Annotated in this window: 19 protein-coding genes; 15 read left to right on the top strand and 4 right to left on the bottom strand. The window is 67.6% G+C overall.

All coding sequences use genetic code 11. The annotated features are described in order from the left end of the window. The first annotated feature begins 1 nt into the window (after position 1). From exbD to DK842_RS05010, 4 genes are all read left to right on the top strand, one after another. The gene (exbD, locus tag DK842_RS05025; protein ID WP_114060372.1) at positions 2-418 is read left to right on the top strand and encodes a TonB system transport protein ExbD; all 417 of its coding nucleotides are present in this window, start codon (positions 2-4) and stop codon (positions 416-418) included. Next, a complete protein-coding gene (locus DK842_RS05020; RefSeq protein WP_114060371.1) occupies positions 418-1,167 on the top strand; it encodes an energy transducer TonB in 750 nt (249 codons plus the stop codon). Before exbD ends, DK842_RS05020 begins: the two co-directional genes overlap by 1 nt. A gap of 19 nt (positions 1,168-1,186) precedes the next feature. Next, a complete protein-coding gene (locus DK842_RS05015) occupies positions 1,187-3,289 on the top strand; it encodes a S9 family peptidase (protein ID WP_114060370.1) in 2,103 nt (700 codons plus the stop codon). Positions 3,290-3,430: 141 nt separating this feature from the next. Further along, positions 3,431-5,704 (top strand): TonB-dependent receptor domain-containing protein, encoded by a 2,274-nt coding sequence (locus DK842_RS05010; protein ID WP_198414633.1) that lies wholly within the window; start codon positions 3,431-3,433, stop codon positions 5,702-5,704. Positions 5,705-5,778: 74 nt separating this feature from the next. On the opposite strand, the gene DK842_RS05005 is transcribed toward DK842_RS05010, so the two are convergent. Then, entirely contained in the window at positions 5,779-7,413 is a 1,635-nt protein-coding gene (locus DK842_RS05005) for an APC family permease (protein WP_114060369.1), read from the bottom strand. 422 nt (positions 7,414-7,835) lie between these two features. Between DK842_RS05005 and DK842_RS05000 the strand changes: the two genes are divergently transcribed. Beyond that, positions 7,836-9,482 carry a methyl-accepting chemotaxis protein gene (locus DK842_RS05000; protein WP_114060368.1) on the top strand — a complete coding sequence of 549 codons (1,647 nt, stop codon included), beginning with the start codon at positions 7,836-7,838 and terminating at the stop codon, positions 9,480-9,482. 6 nt (positions 9,483-9,488) lie between these two features. On the opposite strand, the gene DK842_RS04995 is transcribed toward DK842_RS05000, so the two are convergent. Further along, on the bottom strand, positions 9,489-9,986 hold the full coding sequence (locus DK842_RS04995; protein ID WP_232538596.1) for an RDD family protein: 498 nt from the start codon (positions 9,984-9,986) through the stop codon (positions 9,489-9,491). Beyond that, on the bottom strand, positions 9,987-10,532 hold the full coding sequence (locus DK842_RS04990; RefSeq protein ID WP_114060367.1) for a gamma carbonic anhydrase family protein: 546 nt from the start codon (positions 10,530-10,532) through the stop codon (positions 9,987-9,989). Positions 10,533-10,634: 102 nt separating this feature from the next. Here DK842_RS04990 and DK842_RS04985 point away from each other — a divergent pair, with 102 nt between their 5' ends. The 10 genes from DK842_RS04985 to DK842_RS04940 all read left to right on the top strand — a co-directional run bounded on the left by DK842_RS04985 (position 10,635) and on the right by DK842_RS04940 (position 21,957). Then, entirely contained in the window at positions 10,635-12,674 is a 2,040-nt protein-coding gene (locus DK842_RS04985) for a M3 family metallopeptidase (protein ID WP_114060366.1), read from the top strand. A gap of 252 nt (positions 12,675-12,926) precedes the next feature. Next, the gene (gene xth, locus DK842_RS04980) at positions 12,927-13,700 is read left to right on the top strand and encodes an exodeoxyribonuclease III (protein WP_114060365.1); all 774 of its coding nucleotides are present in this window, start codon (positions 12,927-12,929) and stop codon (positions 13,698-13,700) included. A 143-nt stretch (positions 13,701-13,843) separates the two neighbouring features. Then, positions 13,844-14,731 carry a protoglobin domain-containing protein gene (locus DK842_RS04975; RefSeq protein ID WP_114060364.1) on the top strand — a complete coding sequence of 296 codons (888 nt, stop codon included), beginning with the start codon at positions 13,844-13,846 and terminating at the stop codon, positions 14,729-14,731. A gap of 10 nt (positions 14,732-14,741) precedes the next feature. Beyond that, the gene (locus tag DK842_RS04970; protein ID WP_114060363.1) at positions 14,742-15,104 is read left to right on the top strand and encodes an STAS domain-containing protein; all 363 of its coding nucleotides are present in this window, start codon (positions 14,742-14,744) and stop codon (positions 15,102-15,104) included. After that, positions 15,101-15,565 (top strand): anti-sigma regulatory factor, encoded by a 465-nt coding sequence (locus tag DK842_RS04965; protein WP_198414631.1) that lies wholly within the window; start codon positions 15,101-15,103, stop codon positions 15,563-15,565. The genes DK842_RS04970 and DK842_RS04965 overlap by 4 nt, the downstream gene beginning before the upstream one ends. Then, positions 15,529-16,140, top strand: coding sequence for a SpoIIE family protein phosphatase (locus DK842_RS04960; protein ID WP_114060362.1), 612 nt, complete (start codon positions 15,529-15,531; stop codon positions 16,138-16,140). The genes DK842_RS04965 and DK842_RS04960 overlap by 37 nt, the downstream gene beginning before the upstream one ends. Then, a complete protein-coding gene (locus DK842_RS04955; protein WP_232538595.1) occupies positions 16,137-19,247 on the top strand; it encodes a response regulator in 3,111 nt (1,036 codons plus the stop codon). The genes DK842_RS04960 and DK842_RS04955 overlap by 4 nt, the downstream gene beginning before the upstream one ends. Further along, positions 19,231-20,346, top strand: coding sequence for an HD-GYP domain-containing protein (locus tag DK842_RS04950; protein WP_114060361.1), 1,116 nt, complete (start codon positions 19,231-19,233; stop codon positions 20,344-20,346). Before DK842_RS04955 ends, DK842_RS04950 begins: the two co-directional genes overlap by 17 nt. A 94-nt stretch (positions 20,347-20,440) precedes the next feature. Further along, complete coding sequence (gene rquA, locus DK842_RS04945; protein ID WP_114060360.1) at positions 20,441-21,145, top strand: rhodoquinone biosynthesis methyltransferase RquA; 705 nt, start codon at positions 20,441-20,443, stop codon at positions 21,143-21,145. A gap of 212 nt (positions 21,146-21,357) precedes the next feature. After that, the gene (locus DK842_RS04940; protein WP_114060359.1) at positions 21,358-21,957 is read left to right on the top strand and encodes a hypothetical protein; all 600 of its coding nucleotides are present in this window, start codon (positions 21,358-21,360) and stop codon (positions 21,955-21,957) included. Between the two features lie 135 nt (positions 21,958-22,092). On the opposite strand, the gene DK842_RS04935 is transcribed toward DK842_RS04940, so the two are convergent. After that, positions 22,093-22,875, bottom strand: coding sequence for a ferredoxin--NADP reductase (locus DK842_RS04935; RefSeq protein ID WP_114060358.1), 783 nt, complete (start codon positions 22,873-22,875; stop codon positions 22,093-22,095). Positions 22,876-23,432 lie beyond the last annotated feature (557 nt).

Genomic DNA, 23,432 nt, shown 5'->3' with positions numbered 1-23,432 from the left:
GATGGGCGGCTTTCCTTCCGGCGGCGGCGACGAGCTGGCCGAGCTGTCCGAAATCAACGTCACGCCCTTCATCGACGTGATGCTGGTGCTGCTGATCATCTTCATGGTGGCCGCGCCCTTGTCCAGCGTCGATCAGCGCATCGAGCTGCCGGCCTCTCGCGCCAAGCCGGCGCCGCGGCCGGACAAGCCGCTGATCATCACCTTGCAGCCGGACCGCAGCCTGCTGCTGGGCGACAAGCCGGCGCCGCTGGCGAGTTTGGGCGAAGTCCTCGACGCCGCCACCGGCGGCCGCCGCGACACCCCGTTGTTTTTCCAGGCCGACCGCGCCGCCGCTTACGAAGACGTGATGGCGGTGATGGACGCCCTGCGCGCCGCCGGCTACCTGCAAGTGGGCCTGGTGGGCCGGGAGGCGGGCTGATGGCCGCCGCCGAGCGCAAGCCGAGGCCCGTCGTCGGCTGGGGCGGCGGCGCCTTGCTGCTGGCTCTCGCGCCGTTGCTGTGGGTGTGGATCTGCTTGCCCGCCGCGAGCGAGGCCGAGCCGCCGAGCGCCCAGCCCGCGGTGGTGCAGTTGGTGGCTCTGCAGGCGCGCGCGCCGACGCCGGAGGCGGACCAGCCGGTGGCGCAGCAACGTCAGATGGCCAGCGCCGCGTCCCGCGCCCGCGCCGGCGAACGCGCGCCGGTGAAGCTGGCGCGAAATGACGAGGCCAGGCAGAGCGTGGCTTTGCAGGCTCGGCGCGACGGCGCGCCGAGCGAGGCCGATGCCGACAGCGCCAGCCGGCCGGCCAGGAGCGCCGAATCGGCGTCGTCGGCCAAGGCGCCGCAACGCGCCGACGACACCGCCGCCGCACAGAACAGCGACGGCAACGCCCGCAACGTCGATTGGGAGGGGCGGGTGCTAGGCCACCTGGCTGCCCACAAACGCTATCCGGAAGACGCGATCAGCCGCCGCCGCGGCGGCGTCGCCAAAGTCGACGTGACGCTGGACGCGGGGGGATGGGTGAAGAGCGCCAGCCTGGCGGCCGGCAGCGGCACCCTGTCGCTGGACCGCGAGGCGCTGGCGGTGCTGCGCCGCGCGCAACCGTTGCCCGCGCCGCCGCCGGAGCGCTTGGTCGCCGGCCAGATCCGCATCGTATTGCCCATCCATTTTGACCTGAACCAGGCCGGCTGACCGGCCGCCGCGAGCGACGATGAACCCTATTCTTTCCTTTGCCGCATTGGCGGGCTTCTGCCTGTGCGCCGCGCTGGCGCGCGCCGACGCGCCGCCCGGGGCCGAAACCCGGCCGCAGACCTTGAGCGCCCACGGCGACGCGCGCGTCGATCCCTACGCCTGGCTGCGCGACGACAGCCGCAGCCGGCCGGAGGTGCTGGCCCATCTGCAGGCGGAGAACCGCTACGCCGACACGCTGCTGGCCGGCCAGCAGCCGCTGCGCGACACGCTGCTGGCGGAGATGCGGGCGCGCGGCGCCGGCGGCGAGGCCTCGCTTCCTTATACAGAAAATGGCTGGGAATACCGTGAACGCTATCCTGAGGGCGCGCAGCAGCCGGTGTACGAGCGCCGGCCGGCTGCCGGCGGCGAATGGCGGATGGTGCTGGACGCCGCCGAGCGGGCCAAGGGCAAGCGCTATTACCGGCTGGGCGGCTGGCAGCTGTCGCCGGACGGCCGCTATCTGGCGGTGGCCGAGGATGTGAGAGGCGATGGCGCGCAGCGGCTGGCGCTGCGCGATCTGGCCAGCGGCCAATGGCTGCCGGTCGCCGAAGGCGGGACGGGAACCGATATGGTCTGGTCCGCCGACGGCCGCGCGCTGTGGTACGTGGCCGCGGACCCGGACACGGACACCTATCGCCCCAGCCGCGTCTACCGCCATGCGCTGGACGGCAAGAAGGATGCGTTGGTGTTTGAGGAAAAGGACGAGGGCTACACCGTCAGCCTGTCCGCCAGCGCCTCGCGCCGCTACGCGCTGATCGCCGTCGCCGGCAGCGACAGCAGCGAGGCCTGGCTGCTGGACGCGCAAGATCCGGCCGCGCCGGCCAAGCGCTTCGCCGCGCGCCGGCCGGGCCGCGAATACTATCTGGACCATTACCGCGGCGCGTTCTACCTGCGCGCCAATCCGGATCCGGCGGGTTTCGGCCTTTACCGCAGCGCCGCGTCCGGCGGCGAGTGGCGAACGCTGATCGCGCCTACGGCGAACCGCGAGGTGGAGAGTTTCTTGCTGCTGAAGCGGCATCTGATCGTCAAGGAACGTGGCGACGGCCTGAGCCGGGTGCGCGCCATCGCCTGGCGCGGCGGCGCGAGCCGGACGCTGGCGCTGCCGGACCCGAGCTACCGCGTCTGGTTCGACCGCAATCCGGACCCGGACAGCGGGCGGCTGCGCTACCGCTACTCGTCGCTGACCACGCCGACCTCGACCTGGGAATGGAATCTGTCCAACGGCGAGACCCGAGCGTTGTGGCAGCCCAAGCTGGCCGGCTACCGCGCCGCCGACTACCGCAGCGAGCGGCTGTGGATACGCGCCCGCGACGGCGAGCGGGTGCCGGTGTCGCTGGTTTACCGCCGCGACAAGCTGGCCAAGGGCGGCAATCCGCTGCTGCTGTACGGCTACGGCGCTTACGGCATGAGCATGGACGCCGCATTCAGCGCGCCGCGCGTCAGCCTGCTGGACCGCGGCTTCGTATTCGCCATCGCCCACGTGCGCGGCGGCGGCGAGCTGGGCCGGCGCTGGCACGAGGCCGGCCGCTTGGCCAACAAGCAGAACAGCTTCAATGACTTCGTCGACGCCGCCCGCGAACTGGCGCGGCGGGGCTACGCCCGGCCGGACCAGCTGTATGCGATGGGCGGCAGCGCCGGCGGTCTGCTGATCGGCGCGGCCTTGAACCAGGCGCCGGGCCTGTTCCGCGGCGCGGTGGCCCAGGTGCCCTTCGTCGACGCCTTGTCCAGCATGCAGGACCCGTCCCTGCCGCTGACTGTGGGCGAGTACGGCGAATGGGGCAATCCGGCCGACGCCGACGCCTACCGCCGCTTGCGCGGCTACAGCCCGGTCGACAACGTCGGCGCCGGGCCGTATCCGCATTTGTTGGTGACCGCCGGCCTCAACGATCGCCAGGTGCCGTACTGGGAGCCGGCCAAGTGGGTGGCGCGGCTGCGCGAGCGGCAATGGCCGGGCCAGCTGCTGGCGCTGATCACCGAGATGGAGGCCGGCCACCGCGGCCAGTCCGGCCGCGTGTCCCGGCTGGCGGCCAATGCCCGCGAATACGCCTTTTTGCTGACCCTGTCCGGCTGGCGCGAACCGTGAGCCTGGCCTTATCCCGCCGCCGGCGGGGCGATCAGCCCCGCGCGGCCCTGATCTCCACGTCGCTCTCCTGTTTCTTGCTGTCCGAACGCGCGCGCCCCTGGCAGGGCGGTTCGGACGGCGATCACTTTGGAGAGTCAGACAGTGAACAAGAAAATGATGGCGCATTGGGCGGGCGCCGCGATGGCGGTATGCGGGCAATCGGCGCTGGCGGCCGACGCGGCGCAGGCCGACGGCAAGGTGGAGTTCCGGCCGCTGGTGGTCAGCGGCAGCGCGGCGGGCGGCGCGGAAGCTGACGGCGACCGCGCCGAGAAGCGCGCGCTGGAGAAGCCGGGCGCGTTCAGCAGCCGCGGCGAGAACACCCGTTCCGAGTCTTTGGACGCCGTGCTGCGCGGCATGCCCGGCGTGTACACCCAGATCGACCCTAACCAGGGCGCGGTCAGCGTCAATATCCGCGGCATGAGCGGCCTGGGCCGGGTCAACACCATGATAGACGGCGTCAGCCAGAACTACTTCGGCAGCGCGCCGTCGGAACTGGCCCACGGCGCGGTGCCGACCAGCGCCTTCGGCGCGCTGATCGATCCCAACTTCATCGTCGGCGTGGATGTGGAGCGCGGCGGCTCGGCCGGCGGCAACGGCATCAACGCGCTGGCCGGCAGCGCCAACTTCCGCACCCTGGGCGTGGACGACGTGCTGCGCGAAGGCAAGCGCTACGGCGCGCGCGCCAAGTACATGAGCGGCAACAACGGCCTGGGCCGCAGCGGCATGGTGGCCGGCGCGACGCGCCAGCAACTGGGCGACTGGGGCGAATTCGGCCTGGTCGGCGCGATCAGCAGCAGCGCCAGCAGCGGCACCTACCGCAACGGCTCCGGCGTCGACAGCACCGAGTTCGGCTTCGGCGGCGACCAGAGCTTCAGCCAGAATCCGCAATCACAGCTGTTCAAGGCCGAATGGCGTCCCAACGCCCGCCACTTCGCCGAGCTGTCGGCGCGGCGTTATCGCAACCACTTCACCAAGCGCGACATCCAGAGCGACGACTACGCGCTGAAGTACCGCTACACGCCGCTGTCGGAATGGGTGGATCTGACGGCGCTGGCCAGCCACGGCAAGGGCAAGCAGATCTATATGCCGGGCGCGCTGATCAATTTCACCAATACCAGCACCGAGAACGTCAACGACAGCCTGAGCGTGGACAACGCCAGCCGCTTCGACCTGTGGGGCGGCGACGCCACGCTGCGGACCGGCGCCAAATGGCAGCGCAACCGCTTCGTGCGCAATGTGTTCAGCGACATCGACGACCCGGAAACCGCGCAGCAGGCGATAGAGAACAACCCGTTCGCGCCGGCCGGCAAGCAGGAGATGCGCTCGCTGTTCGCCAGCCTGGACTACCGCTACGGCATTTTCAACGTGGTCGGCGGCTTCAATTACACCCGCTTCGAGCTGGGCGGCCACAAGCCCGCCTGCCGCGACGATCTGCGCTGCTTCCCGCAGGGCGCGGCCGACATCAGCCTGAAGGAAAGCTATTTCGATCCGTCGCTGCTGATTTCGGCCGAGGTGGCGCCGTGGTTCCAGCCCTTCGCCAGCGCGGCGCGCACCTCGCGCGGGCCGAATCCGCAAGAGGTGTTCTTCGCCAACTCCGGCGCCGACTCGATGAACCCCTTCCTCAAGGGCGAGCGCGCCGATACCGTGCAGCTGGGCTTCAATTCGATGTTCCATGGCTTGCTGAGCCGCGACGACACGCTGCGGCTGAAGCTGCTGGGCTACCGCTCCAGGATCGACAACTACATCAGCAGCACGATGTTCCGCATCTGCAAGGGCGGCGCGCGCTGCAGCTATGCCGACGTCAACACCGGCAAGGCGGAGGAGGCGGACGTCAGCGACACCATGTACGTCTACACCAACTCGGTATCGCCGGTGCGCACCCGCGGCTGGGAGCTGGAGGCCAACTACGACGCCGGCTTCGTCTACGCACGCCTGTCGTACAGCCGCGAGCGCACCAGCCAGCCGCCGTCCATCGCCGCCGCCAACTTCAACTTCGGCGACATCACCGAGCTGCCGTCCAGCTATTACTCGCTGGACGTCGGCGCGCGGCTGCTGGAGCGCAAGCTGGAGCTGGGGGCGATCTTCCGCAAGGACGGCGAGAGCTACCGCATCAACGCCGACCGCAACGCGGACGACATCACCGGCGACGTGGAGAAGGAGCAGCAGAACGCGACGCCGACGCTGATCGACCTGTACGCCAACTACAAGCTGAACAAGCAGCTGACTTTGCGCGCCGGCGTCAGCAATCTGACCAACCGCAGCTACTCGGCGCCGCTGAACGTGATGAACGCGATGCCGCTGCAGTCCGCCGACTGGTCGCCCAACGCCACCGGCCGCGGCCGCGCCTATTCGGCCACCGTGGAATGGCGCTACTGAGCGTTGTCGGATAGCCAGGACGTAAAAAAGCCGACTGCCTGGGCAGTCGGCTTTGTCTTGCTCGGGCCGGGGAATCAGCCGCGCTGGCCGGCCAGCTTGCCGGCGGGCTCGCCGTCCTGCTGCATGGCTTCCACCAGCTTCGGGTCGTGCTCGTCGCGCAGGTAGCGGGTGTACCAGCCGCTGTTGACGCCCCAGAAGTAGAAGCCCAGCGAAGCCGCGGCCACCACCGCCATGTCGATGCCGTAGGGCAGGATGCCGAGGCCGCCGAAGTCGGTGCTGCCGATCCAGGACAGCAGCGCCATCGTCGGCAGGTAGAGCACCATCCACAGCGCGCCTTTGAATTCGCGCTTGAAGTCGGGCCAGCCGGCCTTGGCCTGGTACCAGATGTAGACCGGCAGCGCGGCCACGATCAGGAACAGGATCTGGCCGGTCAGCGGCCAGCGCGCCCAATACAGCACCAGCGAGGCGCAGACGAAGGCGAACGGCGCGACGATGTTCAGGCCGGCCAGGCGCAGCGGGCGCGGCAGGTCCGGCGCGCAGCGGCGCAGCGCGGCGGCGCTGATCGGGCCGGTCAGGTAGGAGATCACGGTCGCCACCGAGATCACCGCCGCCAGCGTGCCCCAGCCGCGGAAGAAGAACAGGAACACGAAGGACACCGCCAGGTTGAACCACATCGCCGGACGCGGAATGCGGTACAGCGGGTGGATGCGGCCGAAGATGGCCGGCATGGTGCCGTTGCGCTGCATGCCGTAGATCATCCGCGAGGTGGACGCCATATAGGTGGCGCCGGTGCCGCTGGGGCTGACGAAGGCGTCGAAATACAGGGTCATCATCAGCCAGTTCAGGCCCAGCGCCATCGCCAGCTGGGCGAACGGCGAGCTGAAGTCCAGGCCCTTCCAGCCGTGGGCCAGTTCGGACGGCGACAGCGCGCCGAGGAAGGCCACCTGCAGCGCGACGTAGATCACCGCGGCCAGCAGGATGGAGCCGACCACGCCGAAGGGCACGCTCTTGCCCGGATTGCGGGCCTCGCCGGCCAGGTTGATCGGGCTCTGGAAGCCGTTGAAGCTGAACACGATGCCGCTGGTGGCCACCGCCGTCATCACGCTGGCCCAGCCGAACGGCGCGAAGCCGCCCAGCGCCGGGTTGTTCAGGTTTTCCGAGTGGAAGCCGCTATAGACCAGCGCGCCCACCGTCACCGCCGGCACGATCACCTTGAAGATGGTGATGGCGCTGTTGGCCTTGGCGAACAGCTTCACGCCCCAGTAGTTGAGCAGGAAGTAGGCGACCACCAGCACGGCGGCGAAGGACAGGCCGACGGTGCTCAATTCGCCGTTATGGTACAGGTTCTGCGCCCACGGATAGGGCCAGGTGCTCATGTATTGCACCGAGGCTTCGGCCTCGATCGGAATCACCGACACGATGGCGATCCAGTTGGCCCAGGCGGCGATGAAGCCGAGCAGCGAGCCGTGCGAATAGCGGGCGTAGCGCACCATGCCGCCGGATTCCGGGAACATGGCGCCCAGTTCGGCGTAGCTCAGCGCGATGGAAAGAATGATCACCATGCCGACGATCCAGGCGACGATGGCGGCCGGGCCGGCGATCTGCGCGGCGTGGGCGGCGCCGAACAGCCAGCCGGAACCGATGATGGAGCCAAGGCCGGTCAGCATCAGTGAGATCGGACCGATGTGGCGGGAATGTTGTTGTTGCAAGGGCGAATCTCCTGTCATTTGAACGATGACGGGCAACATCGCTCCCGGAGCGGCGCGCGCCGGACGGGTCCGGGGGAGGTTGCCCACATAGCCGGGTGGGCCCGGTCTTATGTAAATCGCGCCTGCGGGGCAGGCGGGACTCCTGCGCGCGAACGCAATGGAGCCTGGGGAGTGCGCCAAGAGTCTGTCCATGCTCTTTTCCGGCGCGGCGGGGCCGTTCATTCGTATTTCAGGATGTGCCTGATCGGGAAGAAGTGGCCGCCGCGAGGCGAAATCCTGTCCGACACTCGCCTCCCTTTTTTAGGGTGGGCGGGATTGTAACGTAATGTGAACAACTTTTGCTACTTACTTATATGTCTTGAAATCTTATTGTCATGTCGGTCGGATAGCATGATGGCCCCTAGCTTCGCGCAGCGCCCGCCATGTCCCTGATCAAACGCCTGTGGCTGACCATCGCCTTCACCCTCGCCAGCCTGGCGCTGGCGATGGCGCTGACCGGCCAGCAGCTGTATGCCTTCACCCGCCACGTCGACAACTACAACCGCCTGCAGCAGCTGGCGGCCAATCTGCAACAGCTGAAGGCCGTGTCGCTGTCGTTTTCCCGCGCCGACCCCTTGCTGCCGGAAACCGCCGAACGCCTGAAACAGGCCGAGCGGCAGGTGGCCGGCCTCCGGCGCGACATCCATGACGCCTTGCCAGCGGCCGACGCCGGCGCGTTCGACGGCGCGCTGCGCGGCCATTGGCAGGCTTACGCCGCCAACCTGGGCAGCGCCATCCGCATCGCCGAGACCGCGCCGCAGGACGCGCTGTCGATTCCGGAGCAGGCCTACCAGAACGATCTGGCGCCATTGGTTTCGCAGATCGACGCCCAATTGAAGAAGCGCGACGGCGAGCTGGCCTGGGAAAAAGCCGGCCTGGCCGCGGCGCTGTCGCGGCTGGCGCCGCTGATCCTTGGGCCGCTGGCCTTGGCCAGCGCGCTGGTGGTGCTGATCCAGCTGACGCTGGCGCGCCGGCTGCGCCGCCAGCTGGCGGCGATGGCCCAGGCCGCCGACGCGCTGGGCGAAGGCAATCTGGCCGCGCGGCTGCCCGACCGCGGCGGCGACGAGCTGGCGCACGCGGCGTCGCGGATCAACCGCTTCCTGGATCATCTGGCCGGCCTGCTGGACGAGGTGCGCCGCCATGCCGGCGCCAACCGGGACGATAGCCATCGACTGCAGCTGCTGACCCGGCAGAGCGCCGACGCCAGCCGGCAGCAGGCGAGAAAGAGCCAGCTCAGCAACGAGGCGGCGGCCGAGATCGCCGGCCATGCCGAGCAAGTGGGGATGCACATCGAAGCGGCGCTGGACTGCGCCCGCGGCGCGGCGTCAGCCACCGGCCAGGCGCGCCGCCAGGGCGAGCACAACGCCGCGACGATGGGCCTGCTGGCCGGGCGCATCGCCGCCGCCAATCAGGAAATGCGGACGCTGGGCCAGGCGTTGTCGGCGATCGGGCAGATCAGCGCGCTGATCCGCGATGTGGCCGAGCAGACCAATCTGTTGGCCCTGAACGCGGCGATCGAGGCGGCGCGGGCCGGCGAGGCCGGCCGCGGTTTCTCGGTGGTGGCCGACGAGGTGAGGAAGCTGTCCGAGCGCACCGCCTTGGCCACCAGCGGCATTTTCGACAGCCTGCGGCAGATGGAGCAGGCCAAGGGCAGCTTGGGCGAGGCCATCGACGCCGCGGGCGAAGCCGGCCGGGAAGGCGTGGACGCCCAGCGGGCATTGGACGGCGCGCTGGCGGCGGTGGATGGCGCGCTGGCGGGATTGGGCGCATTGATGGCCGACATCGGCGCCGCCCGGCAGCGGCAAACCGAAGCCGGCGCAAGCATACGCCAGCATGGCCACGAGCTGGCCAGTCTGGCGTTGCATATCGAGGAGCAGATGCGGGAAGCGGAGCCCTTGATGGAACAGCTGGCGGAGTCGGCCGGCGGCCTCAATCAGTCTCTGGCCTGGTTCCGGCTGGACGGCGTGTTCGAAAACGCGCCGCCGCGCGCGCAGACAGGGCAGGGCCGGCCGAGGCTGGCGCCGGCCTGAACGGGATCATGGCTGGCGCGGGAAGGAGACCGGCGGCGCCTTGCGCCTGACCACCACGGTGCCGGCCAGCTTGTCGTGCCAGCCCTGCTTGCGGGCGTCCAGCCCCACCCACAGGATGCCGACGAAGGCCGGCAGCATGGCGGCGAAATAGCCCAGATAACGCAGCGTGGCCTGGCCCGGCGTGGGCGGAAGGCCGCTTTCCGCGTCCACCACCCGGGCGCCCAGCATCATTTTGCCCGGCGTCGAGCTCTTGTGGACCCAGAACAGGATCACGACGACAGCCGGCAGCAGGTAGTTGACCAGCAGTTCGGCGAAGGTGCCGGCGCCCAATATGCCGGCCAGGCTCAAGTCTGCCGTTGCGGCGGACGGCTTGTCCAGCCACCACCACAGCGGAGCCGAGGCGATCAGAATCAGCACGGTGTCGGCCAGGCTGGCCAGCACCCTGGCCCAGAAGCCGACGTACTCCAGCGCTTCTTCATGGATTTGCGGCGAATCCGCCATCATTCAATCCTCCAGATTGACCTTGTGCTTGTCGGCCACGCGCAGGTAATGCTCGGCCGAATACTTGAAGTAGGCCAGCTCCTTGTCGGTCAGCGGCCGCGCCTGCTTCACCGGGTTGCCCAGGTACAGGTAGCCGGACTCCAGCCGCTTGCCCGGCGGCACCAGGCTGCCGGCGCCGACCAGCACCCGGTCCTCGATCACCACGCGGTCCAGCACGATGCTGCCGATGCCGATCAGCACCTCGTCGCCTATGGTGCAGCCGTGCAGCGTCACGTGATGGCCGATGGTGACGTGGCGGCCGATGATCAGCGGCGCTCCTTCCGGATCGGCGGCGCTTCTGTGGCTGACGTGCAGCATGGCGTGGTCCTGCACATTGCTGTTTTCGCCGATGTGGATGCGGTTGACGTCGCCGCGCACCACCGCGCAAGGCCAGACCGAGGCGCCGGCGTCCAGCTTCACCTCGCCGATGACGACGGCCGCCGGGTCGATGTAACAGCCGTCGGCGATCTCCGGGTGATGGCCGTCGTACTGGCGGATATTGCTTTTCATCGTTTCGTCCTTATCTCAGCGGTAGTGCATTGTGCCGGCCACGCGCGCCGGCGCGCAAATTCCCTTATCATAATCGACCCGCCCCGACAGGATGTTGAAGCCATGAGCCAGAACCCCTTACTTGATTTCTCCGACCTGCCGCGCTTCGACGCCATCCAGCCGGAGCACATCACCCCGGCCCTAGACGTATTGCTGGCCGACGCCCGCGCTGCGATAGACGCGGTGGTCGCCGCCGGCGGCGACAACTGGGACGCGGTGGTGGAGCCGCTGACCGACGCCACCGAGAAACTGGGCCGCGCCTGGGGCGTGGTCGGCCATCTGAACGGCGTGGTGGGCAACACCGAGGGCCTGCGCGAGGCGTACAACGCCGAAATCCCGCGCATCTCCGCCTTCTTCACCGAGCTGGGGCAGAACCTGGACCTGTTCGCCCGCTTCAAGGCGGTGGCGGCCAATCCCGCCTTCGCCGCAGCCAGCGCCGCGCAGAAGAAAGTGATCGAAAACGACCTGCGCGACTTCCGCCTGGCCGGCGCCGAGCTGCCGGACGCGCAGAAGGCGCGCTTCGCCGAGCTGTCCAGCCGCCTGGCCGAGCTGTCCAACCAGTTCTCGCAGCACGTGATGGACGCCACCGACGGCTTCAGCCTCTACATCGAAGACGTAGCCGAGCTGGCCGGCATTCCCGAGGACACGCTGGCCATGTACGCCGCGATGGCCGAAGCTGACGGCCAGCCGGGCAAATACAAGTTGGGGCTGCAGTTCCCGCTGCTGTTTCCGGTGTTGCAATACGCGGACAACCGCGCCTTGCGCGAAAAACTGTACGAGGCCAACGCCAAGCGCGCGTCGGAATTCGGCCCGGCCGAGCAGGACAACGGCCCGCTGATCCGCGAAAAGCTGAAGCTGGCCGCCGAAGAGGCGCAGCTGCTGGGCTTCGCCGACTACGCCGAACTGTCGCTGTACACCAAGATGGCGGAAAGCCCGAAGCAGGTGATCGACTTCCTGCGCGATCTGGCCCGCCGCGCCAAACCCTACGCCGAGCAGGACCGCGCCGAGCTGGAGGCCTTCGCCCGCGACGAGCTGGGCCTGGACGCGCTGCAGGCCTGGGATATCAGCTACGCCAGCGAAAAGCTGCGCGTCGCCCGTTACGCCTTCTCCGAGCACGAAGTGAAGCAGTACTTCCCCGAGCCCAAGGTGCTGCAGGGCCTGTTCGGCGTGGTCGGCACCCTGTACGGCGTGCGCTTCGCCGAGCGCCGGGTCGCCGCCTGGCATCCGGACGTGCGCTACTTCGAGATCTTCCAGGGCGATACCCTGCTGGGCGGTTTCTACCTAGACCTGTACGCCCGTGACGGCAAGCGCCCCGGCGCGTGGATGGACGATGTGCGCGGCCGCCGCCGCAAGGGCGGAGAGGTGCAGACCCCGGTGGCCTACCTAGTGTGCAACTTCAGCCGCCCGGTCGGCGACAAGCCCGCCTACTTCACCCACGACGAGGTGATTACCCTGTTCCACGAGTGCGGCCACGGCCTGCACCATCTGCTGACCCGCATCGAGGTGGCCGGCGTGGCCGGCATCAGCGGCGTGGAGTGGGACGCGGTCGAGTTGCCCAGCCAGTTCATGGAAAACTTCTGCTGGGAGTGGGACGTGCTGCAGGGCATGACCGCGCACAGCGAAACCGGCCAGCCGCTGCCGCGCGAGCTGTACGACAAGATGATCGCCGCCAAGAACTTCCAGTCCGGCATGCAGATGGTGCGCCAGCTGGAGTTTTCCTTGTTCGACATGCAGCTGTATACCGCCGACAATCCCGACAGTGTGGACTGGCTGGCGCTGCTGGAGCAGGTGCGCGACGAGGTGGCGGTCAACCGTCCGCCGGCGTACAACCGTTTCCCCAACAGCTTCAGCCACATTTTCGGCGGCGGCTACGCGGCCGGCTATTACAGCTACAAGTGGGCGGAAGTGCTGTCGGCTGACGCCTACGCCGCGTTCGAGGAGGCCGGCGGCGCCAATCCGCAGGTGGGCCGCCAGTTCTGGGACGAGATCCTGGCCGTCGGCGGCAGCCGCCCGGCGCTGGAATCGTTCCGCGCCTTCCGCGGCCGCGACCCCGAAATCGACGCGTTGCTGCGCCATTCCGGCATGGCGCCGGAGGCGGCGTAAAAAAAATTGAAACTTTAGGAACTCGCCTGGAATCGTCCGGCTCTAATCTTTTGCTCAGGGTTGTCTTCCGGAGCAGCAAGCGAGCCAGACGCGTATCAGGGGTAGTGATATAGTGTCTATTGACGCCTCCGCCGACTGCGGAGGCGCTTTTTTTTGCCTTGCCGGCGGCGAGGCGCGAAAATCCCTCAACAGCAGGGCCGGCTGCTGCTATGGTGTCGGCCTTCATCCTTTCCCATTCTGGAGTTCTCGCCGATGCGTTTTGCCACCTGGAACGTCAATTCCCTGAAAGTCCGCCTGCCGCAGGTGCTGCAGTGGCTGGCCGACACCGGCGTCGAAGTGCTGTGCCTGCAGGAACTGAAGATGGACCAGGACGTCTTCCCGCTGGCGGAGATCGAGGCGGCCGGCTACCGCGCGGCCTGGTTCGGCCAGAAGACCTACAACGGCGTCGCCATCCTGGTTCGCGCGCCGCTGGAGATGACCGATGTGGTCGCCGGCATTCCCGGCTACGGCGACGAGCAGCGCCGGGTGATCGCCGCCACCGTGGACGGCGTGCGGGTGATCTGCGGCTACTTCGTCAACGGCGAGGCGGTGGATTCGCCCAAGTACCCGTACAAGCTGGAATGGCTGTCCAAGCTGGAAGGCTATGTCGCCGCCGAGCTGGCCAAGCATCCGAACCTGCTGCTCCTGGGCGACTACAACATCGCGCCGGAAGACCGCGATGTCTACGATCCGGAAGGCTGGCGCGAGCAGGTGCTGTGCAGCACGCCGGAGCGGGACGCCTTCCGCCGCCTGATCGCGCTGGGCCTGTCCGACAGCTTCCGCCTGTTCAACCAGGAGGAGAAGCAGTACAGCTGGTGGGATTACCGTCAGATGATGTTCCGCCGCAACAAGGGCGTGCGCATCGACCACATCCTGGTCAGCGACGCGCTCAAGCCCCGCGCCCAGGCCTGCGAGATCGACAAGGCGCCGCGCAAGTGGGAGCGCCCGTCCGACCACACCCCGGTGGTGCTGACGCTGGCCGACTGAGCCAGACCGCCTTTCCCCCGCGGCCCGCGCCTTCCCGGCGCGGGCCGCTTCGCCTTGCGCCAACCGGTAGCGATGCCGGCGATGTCCTATAGATAGCAATAGGCACGATGTAATTGATAACAAGGCGATGGGGGCATGCGCGGATGGATCCGACCAGTTTGGCCGATGCGGGAGCGTTCCTGAAGACATTCGCGGTGACCGACGAGGATTTCCGCCGCGTCAGGGAGATGGGCGAAACAGTGCTGCCCCATCTGGACGAGGCGATGGACCGCTTCTACGACTGGCTGCTGGCCCAGCCCGACTACGCGGGGCTATTCGCCCGCTCGGCGGCGCTGGTCCATGCGCGGGAAGCGCAAACCGTTTATTGGAAGAACTTCTTCTCCGGCGTCGTGGATGCCGGCTATCTGGCCGAGCGCGCCGCCGCCGGCGCCACCCATGCCCGCATCGGGCTGCCGCTGTCCACCTACTTCGCCGGCGTCAGCTACATCTTCCACGTGTTCTGCGGCTACTTGAAAACCGGCAGCCGCGAAGCGGTGTCGCAGATGATCCTGTCCTGCGGCAAGCTGCTGCACATGGACACCGCGCTGGTGGTGGAAACCTACGGCCACCTGCTGAACGAGCGCGAAATGGAGCAAAGCCGCGCATTGATGGAGATGTCGACGCCGGTTTCCATGATCTGGCAGGACATCCTGCTGCTGCCCATCGTCGGCATCATCGACTCCCAGCGTTCGCAAAGCATCATGGAAGGCGTGCTCAACAAGATCGCGACGACGCGGGCGCGGGTGTTCATCATGGACATCTCCGGCGTGGCGGTGGTGGATTCGGCGGTGGCCAACCACCTGATCAAGATCACCAAGGCCACTCGGCTGATGGGCTGCGAAAGCCTGGTGTCCGGGCTGTCGCCGGCCATCGCGCAGACGGTCGTCCACCTGGGCATAGACACCGAGCAGATTTCCACTTTCTCCACCTTGCGCGACGCGCTGGAAGAGGCGTTCCGCAGCTGCGGACTGGCGATACGCCAGCTGGGATGAGGCGATAGGCATGAGCGACGACGTTTCCGAAGCCAGAATCACGCTGTCCCAGATAGGCGACGCGCTGCTGGCCTGCGTGCAGGGCGAGCTGAGGCCGCCGTTGGTGCGGCAGATGCAGCATCGGCTGCTGGAGCGCATCAGCGGCAAGGCGGTGCGGCGGGTGATGCTGGATGTGTCCGAGGTGCGGTTTTTGGATCTGGAATCCTATCAGGCGCTGGTGGATCTGAAGCGCACCGTCTCGCTGATGGGCGCGTCCACGGTGCTGGTGGGGCTGCGGCCCGGCGTGATCCAGGGCTTGTCGCAGGTGGGGGCCGATCTGGGCGCCTTCCGCGGCGCGATCTCGCTGGAGCAGGCGTTGGAGCTGAAGCCGTGAGCCAGGCGAGCGAGCGGCTGCGTCCGGCGCGGCGGGAGGGCGGCGGGGACGGCCTGGACATCCGCGGCGCCGGCGATGTCCAGCGGCTGGTGTGCCGGGTGCGGGCGCAGGCGGAGCGGATGGGTTTTTCCGTAGTGGACGGCACGCAATTGGCGACGGCGGCGTCCGAGCTGGCGATGAACATGCTCAAGTACGCCGGCGGCGGCAGCATGCGCTGGTATCCGGTGGCGACGGGAGCCGAGGTGGGCATGGAAATCCTGGCGCGGGACCGGGGGCCTGGCATCGCCGATCTGGAGCTGGCGATGCGCGAGCATTTCAGCAGCCGGGGAACGCTGGGGCTGGGCCTGCCGGGCACGCGCCGGCTGATGGACGAATTCTGGATAGACAGCGAGCCGGGCAAGGGCACGCGGGTGTGCGTGCGCAAATGGCGCCGGTCGATTTCCAGTTGCCGCCTGGACTGAGCGAGCTGGCCCAGGCTTCGCGGCCGTTTTTCGGCGAGCGGGTCTGCGGCGACGGCATGCTGGTGCGGGCGGAGGAGGACGGCTCGGTGTCGCTGGCCATGCTGGACGCGCTGGGCCACGGCGCGGAGGCGCACCGGCTGGCGCGCGAGATGGAAGCCTGGCTCGCGCAGGCGCCGGCGCAAGCGCCGGCCTCGCGGCTGGAGGCGCTGCATCGCCGCTTTCTGGGCAGTTTGGGCGCCGCGGTGTGCCTGGTGCGGCTGGAGGCAGACGGCGCGCTGGCATGCGCCAGCGTGGGCAATGTATTGCTGCGGGTGCTGCAGCCGGAGCAGAGCCAGCTGCCGGGCCAGCCCGGCACGGTGGGGCAGATCATGCCCCGGGTGCGGGAGCGGCGGCTGGCGCTGCGGGCCGGCGCGCTGTTGCTGCTGACCACCGACGGCGTGCGCGAGCATCTGCCGGCCGGCTGGCTGGAGGACAACGCCGGGCTGCCGGCGCGCAAGCTGGGGAGTCTGTTGATGAGCAACCACGCCAAGCGGCACGACGACGCCGCTTGCATCGTCGCGAGATGGGGCACATGAGCGAGAAGCTGAACCTGTCCTTGCTGGGCGAGGAAAGCCTCTACCGGGCCAGGAGCAAGATGCTGAAGCTGATGGAGCGTTCCTGGCTGGGCGGTGGCGCGCTGGAGCGCCACGCGGTGACGCTGTACAGCCTGCTGCGGCGCTTGCAGGAAAAGGGCTACTCCGGCTGCGTGCTGGAGGTGGAGTGGGACACGCTGTACCTGTGCCTGGACGAGCCGCAGGGCGTGGACATCGAACTGGACGATCCGCGCTGGCGGCTGGAGCGGCGCGACCGGCGTTGCTGCGTGGCGATAGACGCGCCCGGCATGGGCGAGACCGATCCCGAGACGATACGCGCCATCCTGGACGAAAAAAGCCGCGAGGAGCTGCTGGCCGAGGTGGTGGCCAGCAATGCGGCGCTGTCGCGCTACCAGGCCGGGTTGGAGGCCGAGATCGTGCGCCGCACCGAGGCGCTGCGGCAGAGCGAGAAGCTGTCCCAGTCCATCATCGCCGGCGCGCCGGTGGGCGTGGTGGTGATAGACGGCAAGGGCGCGATCAAGGAGATCAACCTCACCGCGCTGACGGTGTTCGGCCTGGAGGATGGCGAGGCTAGGCCGGCCAAGCTGAACGAGCTGGCCAGGCTGGCGGGCGACGGCCCGCTGCCGGGCATCCTGCGGCAGGGGCTGGACGGCGCCGACCTGGCGCTGCGCGCCGGCGAATTCTGGGAGCTGCTGCTGACGCGGGCGGATGGCCAGACGATAGCGGTGGAGGCCGGACTGACCGTGGTGGACCAGGCCGGCGAGCGCACCGGCACGCTGTTCATCCGCGACATCCGCAGCCGCAAGCAGGAAGAGCTGCGGCTGAAGCAGGCGATGGAGGAGGCGGAGGGCGCCACCCGGGCCAAGAGCGATTTCCTCGCCAATATGAGCCATGAGATACGCACGCCGATGAACGCCATCATCGGCATGGCCCACCTGGCATTGCGCACCGGGCTGGACCCCAAGCAGCGCGACTACCTGCAGAAGATCCACGATTCCGGCAAACACTTGCTGGGCATCATCAACGACATCCTCGACTTCTCCAAGATCGAGGCCGGCAAGCTGGATCTGGAAAACACCGAGTTCGACCTGGAGCGGGTGCTCGACAATCTGGCCACGATGCTGGGCGAAAAGGCCGAGGCCAAAGGGCTGGAGCTCAATTTCGACGTCGATCCCGAGTTGAACCGCGAGCTGATAGGCGATCCGCTGCGGCTGGGGCAAATCCTGGTCAATTACGTTAACAACGCGGTCAAGTTCACCGAGCATGGCGAAGTGACGGTCAGGGTGCGCCGCCGCGAGGAAAGCGAGGCCGGCCTGTTGCTGTATTTCGAAGTCTGCGACACCGGCATCGGCCTGAGCGCCGAGCAGCAGGCCAAGCTGTTCCAGTCCTTCCAGCAGGCGGACAACTCCACCTCGCGCAAATACGGCGGCACGGGCCTGGGCCTCGCCATTTCCCGGCGGCTGGCGGAGATGATGGGCGGCGAGGTGGGGGTGAGCAGCGAGCCGGGCAAGGGCAGCACCTTCTGGTTCACCGCCCGGCTGGGCGAGGGCGCGCGCCGTCCCGAGCGGCTGCCGCGCATGGATTTGCGCAACCGGCGGGTGCTGGTGGTGGACGATTGCCAGACCGCGCGCACGATATTGGCCGAGCAGCTGCGCGGCATGACCTTCCGCGTCGACGAGGCCGGCGACGGCGAGGCGGCGCTGAAGCGGGTGGCCAAGGCGGAAAAGGCGCGCGATCCGTACGAGGTGGTTTTCCTCGATTGGCGGATGCCGAAGATGGACGGCATCGAGACCGCCCGCCGCCTGATGCGGCGAGACGCCGCGACGCGTCCGCACCGGGTGATGGTGACCGGCTACGGCCGCGAGGAGGTGTTCCGCGAGGCCGAGGGCGCGGGCATCGAGATGATGCTGGTCAAGCCGGTCAGCCCGTCGGTGCTGTTCGACTCCACGATGCGGCTGCTGCATTGCGACGGCGGCGGAGGCGGCGGGACGAGGCAGCCGGCCGAGCCGGATGGCGCGGACTTGTCATCCCTGCGCGGCCTGCGGGTGCTGGTCGCCGAGGACAACGAGCTCAATCAGCAAGTCGCCACCGAGCTGCTGACCGCGGCCGATATCGAGGTGACCATCGCCAGCAACGGAGAAGAGGCGCTGCGGCTGGCAGACGCGCAAACCTTCGACCTGGTGCTGATGGACATGCAAATGCCGGTGATGGACGGCCTGGAAGCGACGCGGCGGCTGCGGCAGCGCGAGGCATGGCGCACCCTGCCCATCCTGGCGATGACGGCCAACGCGATGAGCGGCGACCGCGAGCGCTGCCTGGACGCCGGCATGAACGACCATGTGACCAAGCCCATCGATCCCGACAAGCTGTTCGCCGCGCTCAAGCGCTGGGACCCGCGCGGGGCGAGGCCCGACGCGCCGGCCATCGCCTCGGCCGAACTGAAGGCGGCTGCGGGCGGGAACGGCGCCGACGACGACGAGGATCCCTTGCTTCGCGTCGCCGGCCTGGACGTGGCCGCCGCGCTGCGGCGCGTGCTGGGCCGCCGCGCGCTGTACGAGGGGCTGCTGCGGCGCTTCGTCGCGGATCAGGCCGACGCGGTGGAGCAGGTGAGACAGGCGCTGCGCAGCGAGGCGCGGGAGGACGGCATGCGGGCGGCGCACACGCTGAAGGGCCTGGCGGGCACCATAGGCGCCGACGGCTTGCAGCAGCTGGCGGCCGGCCTGGAGAGCGGAGTGCGCGGCGGAGCGGGGCTGGCGGAACTGGAGCCGCAGATCGAGGAGACGCAGCGGGCGCTGCAGGCGCTGATCGGCCAGTTGCGGACGGCGTTGCCGCCCGAGGCCGCGCCGGCCAGCGTGCCGGGCGCGCCGGACTGGACGGCGCTGGGACCGGCGCTGGACAGGCTGGAGCGCTTGCTGAGAGAGGACGACGCCGACGCGGTGGAGGTTTACGCCGCCGAGGCCGGCAGCCTGCGCGCCGCGCTGGGCGAGGCCGCGTCGGGGTTCGAGCAGGCGCTGCGCCAGTACCGTTTCGACGACGCGCTGGCCAGCCTGAGACGGGCGAGGGAGAGCGAGCATGGCAAGCCAGCCTGACAAGCGGCCGACGGTGCTGGCGGTGGACGACACCCCGGACAACCTGGCGCTGATCAGCGATCTGCTGCACAGGGCGTACCGGATCAAGGTGGCCACCGGCGGCGCGCGCGCGCTGCAGATCGTCGCGTCCGCCGAGCCGGACCTGATCCTGCTGGACGTGATGATGCCGGAAATGGACGGCTATGAGGTGCTGCGCCGGCTGCAGGCCAGCCGGCCGGGCTTCGACGTGCCGGTGATCTTTCTGACCGCCAAGCAGGAGGCGGAGGACGAGACCGCCGGCCTGCAGCTGGGCGCGGCCGATTACATCCACAAGCCCATCAATCCCGGCATCCTGATGGCGCGGGTGCGCAACCAGCTGGACGTCAAGGCGGCGCGCGATTTTCTCAAGAACCAGAACGACTACCTGGAGAGCGAGGTCCGCCGCCGCACCCAGGAAACCGAGATGGTGCAGAACGTGGCGATCTGGGCGCTAGCTTCGCTGGCGGAGACCCGCGACAACGAGACAGGCAACCACATCAAGCGCACCCAGTTCTACGTCAAGCTGCTGGCCGAGCAACTGCGCGGCCACCCGCGTTTCGACCAGTATCTGTCCGAGCGTAACATCGACATGATCTGCAAGTCGGCACCGCTGCACGACATCGGCAAAGTGGGCATTCCCGACCATATCCTGCTCAAGGCCGGCAAGCTGACCGACGACGAGTTCGCGATCATGAAACAGCACGCGGCGCTGGGGCGGGACGCCATCGTCGCCGCCGAGCGCCAACTGGGCCTGGAGGCGGCGTTTCTCAGCTTCGCCAAGGAGATCGCCTGTTCGCATCACGAGAAGTGGGACGGCAGCGGCTATCCGTATGGCTTGAAGGGGGACGAGATTCCGGTGGCGGGCCGGCTGATGGCGCTGGCCGATGTCTACGACGCGCTGGTCAGCCGGCGCATCTACAAGCCGCCGCTGCCGCACGCGCAGGCGCGGGACATCATCGTCGCCGGCAGCGGGCGCCATTTCGACCCCGACGTGGTCGACGCCTTCCTGGCGGTGGAAGCGTCCTTCATCGAGGTGGCGCAGACCTACGCCGACGCGGAAGAGGCCGCCGGCCAGCATTGATCCGCGGTTCGGGCAAGGTTTGGCCTGGCTCAAGCCTGGGGCCGGCCCGGCTTGTTAAGCTGTTTCCATCCAACCACATCAAACGGTAGCCGCCATGACTACACTGCACACTCGCACCACCGCCGACCCCTACTATCAGGATGTGCCCGACTACATGACCGAGGTCTACGACTGGGCTTACGTCAATCCGCGCAAGGCCAGGCTCTTGGACCGCAAGCTGGTGGTGCGCACGCTGTTGTTCGGCAACGATCAGCGGCTGATGCGCGCCTACCTGGACGAAATCCGGCCGGGCGACAAGGTTTGGCAGGTTGCCCACGTCTACGGCGATCTGGTGCAGCGAGCCGCGGAGCGAGTCGGCGAGGCGGGCCGCTTCACGCTGACCGACGTCACGCCGATCCAGGTGGAGCTGGCCGAGGGCAAGCTGGCCGGCGACGCGCGGGCGCAGGTGGTGCGCGCGGACGCTGCCCGCTACCACCCGGAGCAGAAGCAGGATCTGGTATGCAGCTTCTTCTTGCTGCACGAGGTGCCTGAGAATATGAAGTCGGCCATCGTCGACAATATGCTGGCCCAGGTGGCGCCGGGCGGACGGGCGATGTTCGTCGACTACCACCGGCCCCGGCCCTGGCAGCCGATAGGGTGGCTGCTCAAGTGGGTGAACCGCGCGCTGGAGCCGTTCGCCGAGGCGCTGTGGAACCAGGAAATCGCGGCCTACGGCAAGGCGTCGGACCGTTTCGACTGGAGCAAGCGCACCGTGTTCGGCGGCGTGTACCAGATCGTGACCGCGCGCCGGCGCGACTGAGGACGGGCCAGTGTCCGCCGACTGGCCGGCGGAGCTGGGCGCGGAATGGGCAGAAGCAGCAATGGTTTTGTCGCGTGTACGTCGCGTTACACGGCCTTACAAGGCGCTAACAGACGGAGCCGGGGGGCGGGACTAGGATACGTCTCAAGGAAACACCGAACCGGTGGCTCCGGCAGGCCTCGGGCCTCCCTTACCGACTTGGAGATGAAATCATGAAAAAGCTGACCCTTCTTGCCCTGTCCGCTGTATTCGGCCTGAGCTCCGCCGCCGGTTTCGCCGCGCAAGCCGTCCCGGCCTCCGCTCCCGCCGCCAAGGCCGCTCCGGCAGCCAAGAAGGCCGAGAAGAAGACTCCGGCCAAGATCCACCACGCCAAGAAAGGCGAGAAGGTAGCCGCCTCCGCCGCGCAGAAGGCTCAGGCCGCCAAGGCCGAGGCTTCCGCCCCGGCCAAGAAGGCAGCCCACAAGCATGCCAAGAAGCACGCGGCCAAGAAGGAAGCCTCCGGCGCGCAAAAGGCCCAGGCCGCGAAGTCCGACGCGTCCGCTCCGGCCGCCAAGAAAGCCCATAAGTCTCATGCCAAGAAGCACGTAGCCAAGAAGGAAGCTTCGGCGCAGAAGGCCCAGGCAGCCAAGTCTGACGCTTCCGCCCCGGCCAAGAAAGCCGCTCACAAGCACGCCAAGAAGCACGCCGCCAAGAAGGAAGCTTCCGCGCAGAAGGCCCAGGCCGCCAAGGCCGACGCTTCGGCTCCGGCCAAGAAGGCTCACAAGCCGCATGCCAAGAAGACTCACAAGGCTGCCGCTTCGGCCGCCAAGTAACAAACCAGGCTGCGTCTGGCTCGCATAAAAACTGGGAGGCTTCGGCCTCCCTTTTGTTTTGCCCGGTTCCGCTCTGGGCAAAGAAAAAGCCCCGCGACATGGCGGGGCTTGGGCCAAGCGGCGCAGACGGCCGGCTTACTTTTCGACGAAGGCGCGTTCGATCGCGTAGTCGGCTGGCTCGCCCATGCGCGGCGATTCCTTGAAGCCCATGCCGTTCAGGATTTCGCACAGGTCGTGCAGCATGCTCGGGCTGCCGCAGATCAGCACGCGGTCGTGTTCCGGATTCAGTTGCGGCAGGCCGATGTCTGCGCACAGCTTGCCGCTGGTGATCAGGTCGGTCAGGCGACCCTGATTGCGGAATTCTTCGCGGGTCACGGTCGGGTAGTAGATCAGTTTTTCCTTCACCATGTCGCCGAAGAATTCGTTCTCCGGCAGTTCCTTGGTGATGTAGTCGTGGTAGCCAAGCTCGCTGACCCAGCGCACGCCGTGGGTGAGGATCACCTTGTCGTAGCGCTCGTATATCTCCGGGTCCTTGATGATGGACATGAACGGCGCGAGGCCGGTGCCGGTGGACAGCAGGTACAGGTTCTTGCCAGGCAACAGGTTGTCCTGCACCAGGGTGCCGGTTGGCTTCTTGCTGATCAACACGGTGTCGCCGACTTGCAGATGCTGCAGCTTGGAGGTCAGCGGACCGTCCTGCACCTTGATGCTGTAGAACTCCAAGTGCTCCTCGTAGTTGGAACTGACGATGGAGTAAGCGCGCATCAGCGGCTTGCCGTTCACTTCCAGGCCTATCATCACGAATTGGCCATTGATGAAGCGCAAGCCCGCGTCGCGGGTGCAGGTAAAGCTGAACAGCGTGTCGTTCCAGTGATGGACGGACAGGACTTTCTCAGCGGTCAGATTAGGAGAGGACATAGCTCGAGCGACTCACAAAATTTAAAGATCGGACAATATTGCGCTGCAATGATTTTAACCCGTTTGCCGGCCCCCTGAGTATTCCTGCGGCGTCGGGTGTTGTATGACGGCATACTTTTATTTGTTTGGAACAGCATTAAACCGGACTGGCCGGGATGAATGCCATCGCAAATGGCGCCTGACGGATTGTCCTGGCCGCGGCGCGCGGTTGCAGCATGGTAACCGACTGCGCATAGCATGCGGAAGATTGTTTGCTGATTTTTTTATCGTTTTCCGTTATTTAGACGTGCTAGAACGGTCCGCAATTGATCTGAAACAAGAGGGCGCTCCGGCATCGGAGCGCCCTCTGAGGGATGAACGGGGGACTTTACATCGCGGCCGCGCCGCACGGCGATGCCACTGGCGCGGACCTGTCTGCGATACGGCGCGCTCGACAGCCGCGCGCCACCCTGAAGCCGGGGAGTCGACGGAGGCATCGCGGCGGAGCATGTGGCTCTGGCACCCTTGGTGCGCCCGCGACGGGCGCTGGCTCGGAAACCGATGTTCCGGGATGCTGC

Source organism: Chromobacterium phragmitis (genome assembly GCF_003325475.1).
GTDB classification, from domain to species: Bacteria; Pseudomonadota; Gammaproteobacteria; order Burkholderiales; family Chromobacteriaceae; genus Chromobacterium; species Chromobacterium phragmitis.
This window is presented reverse-complemented; position numbering and strand designations above follow the sequence as displayed.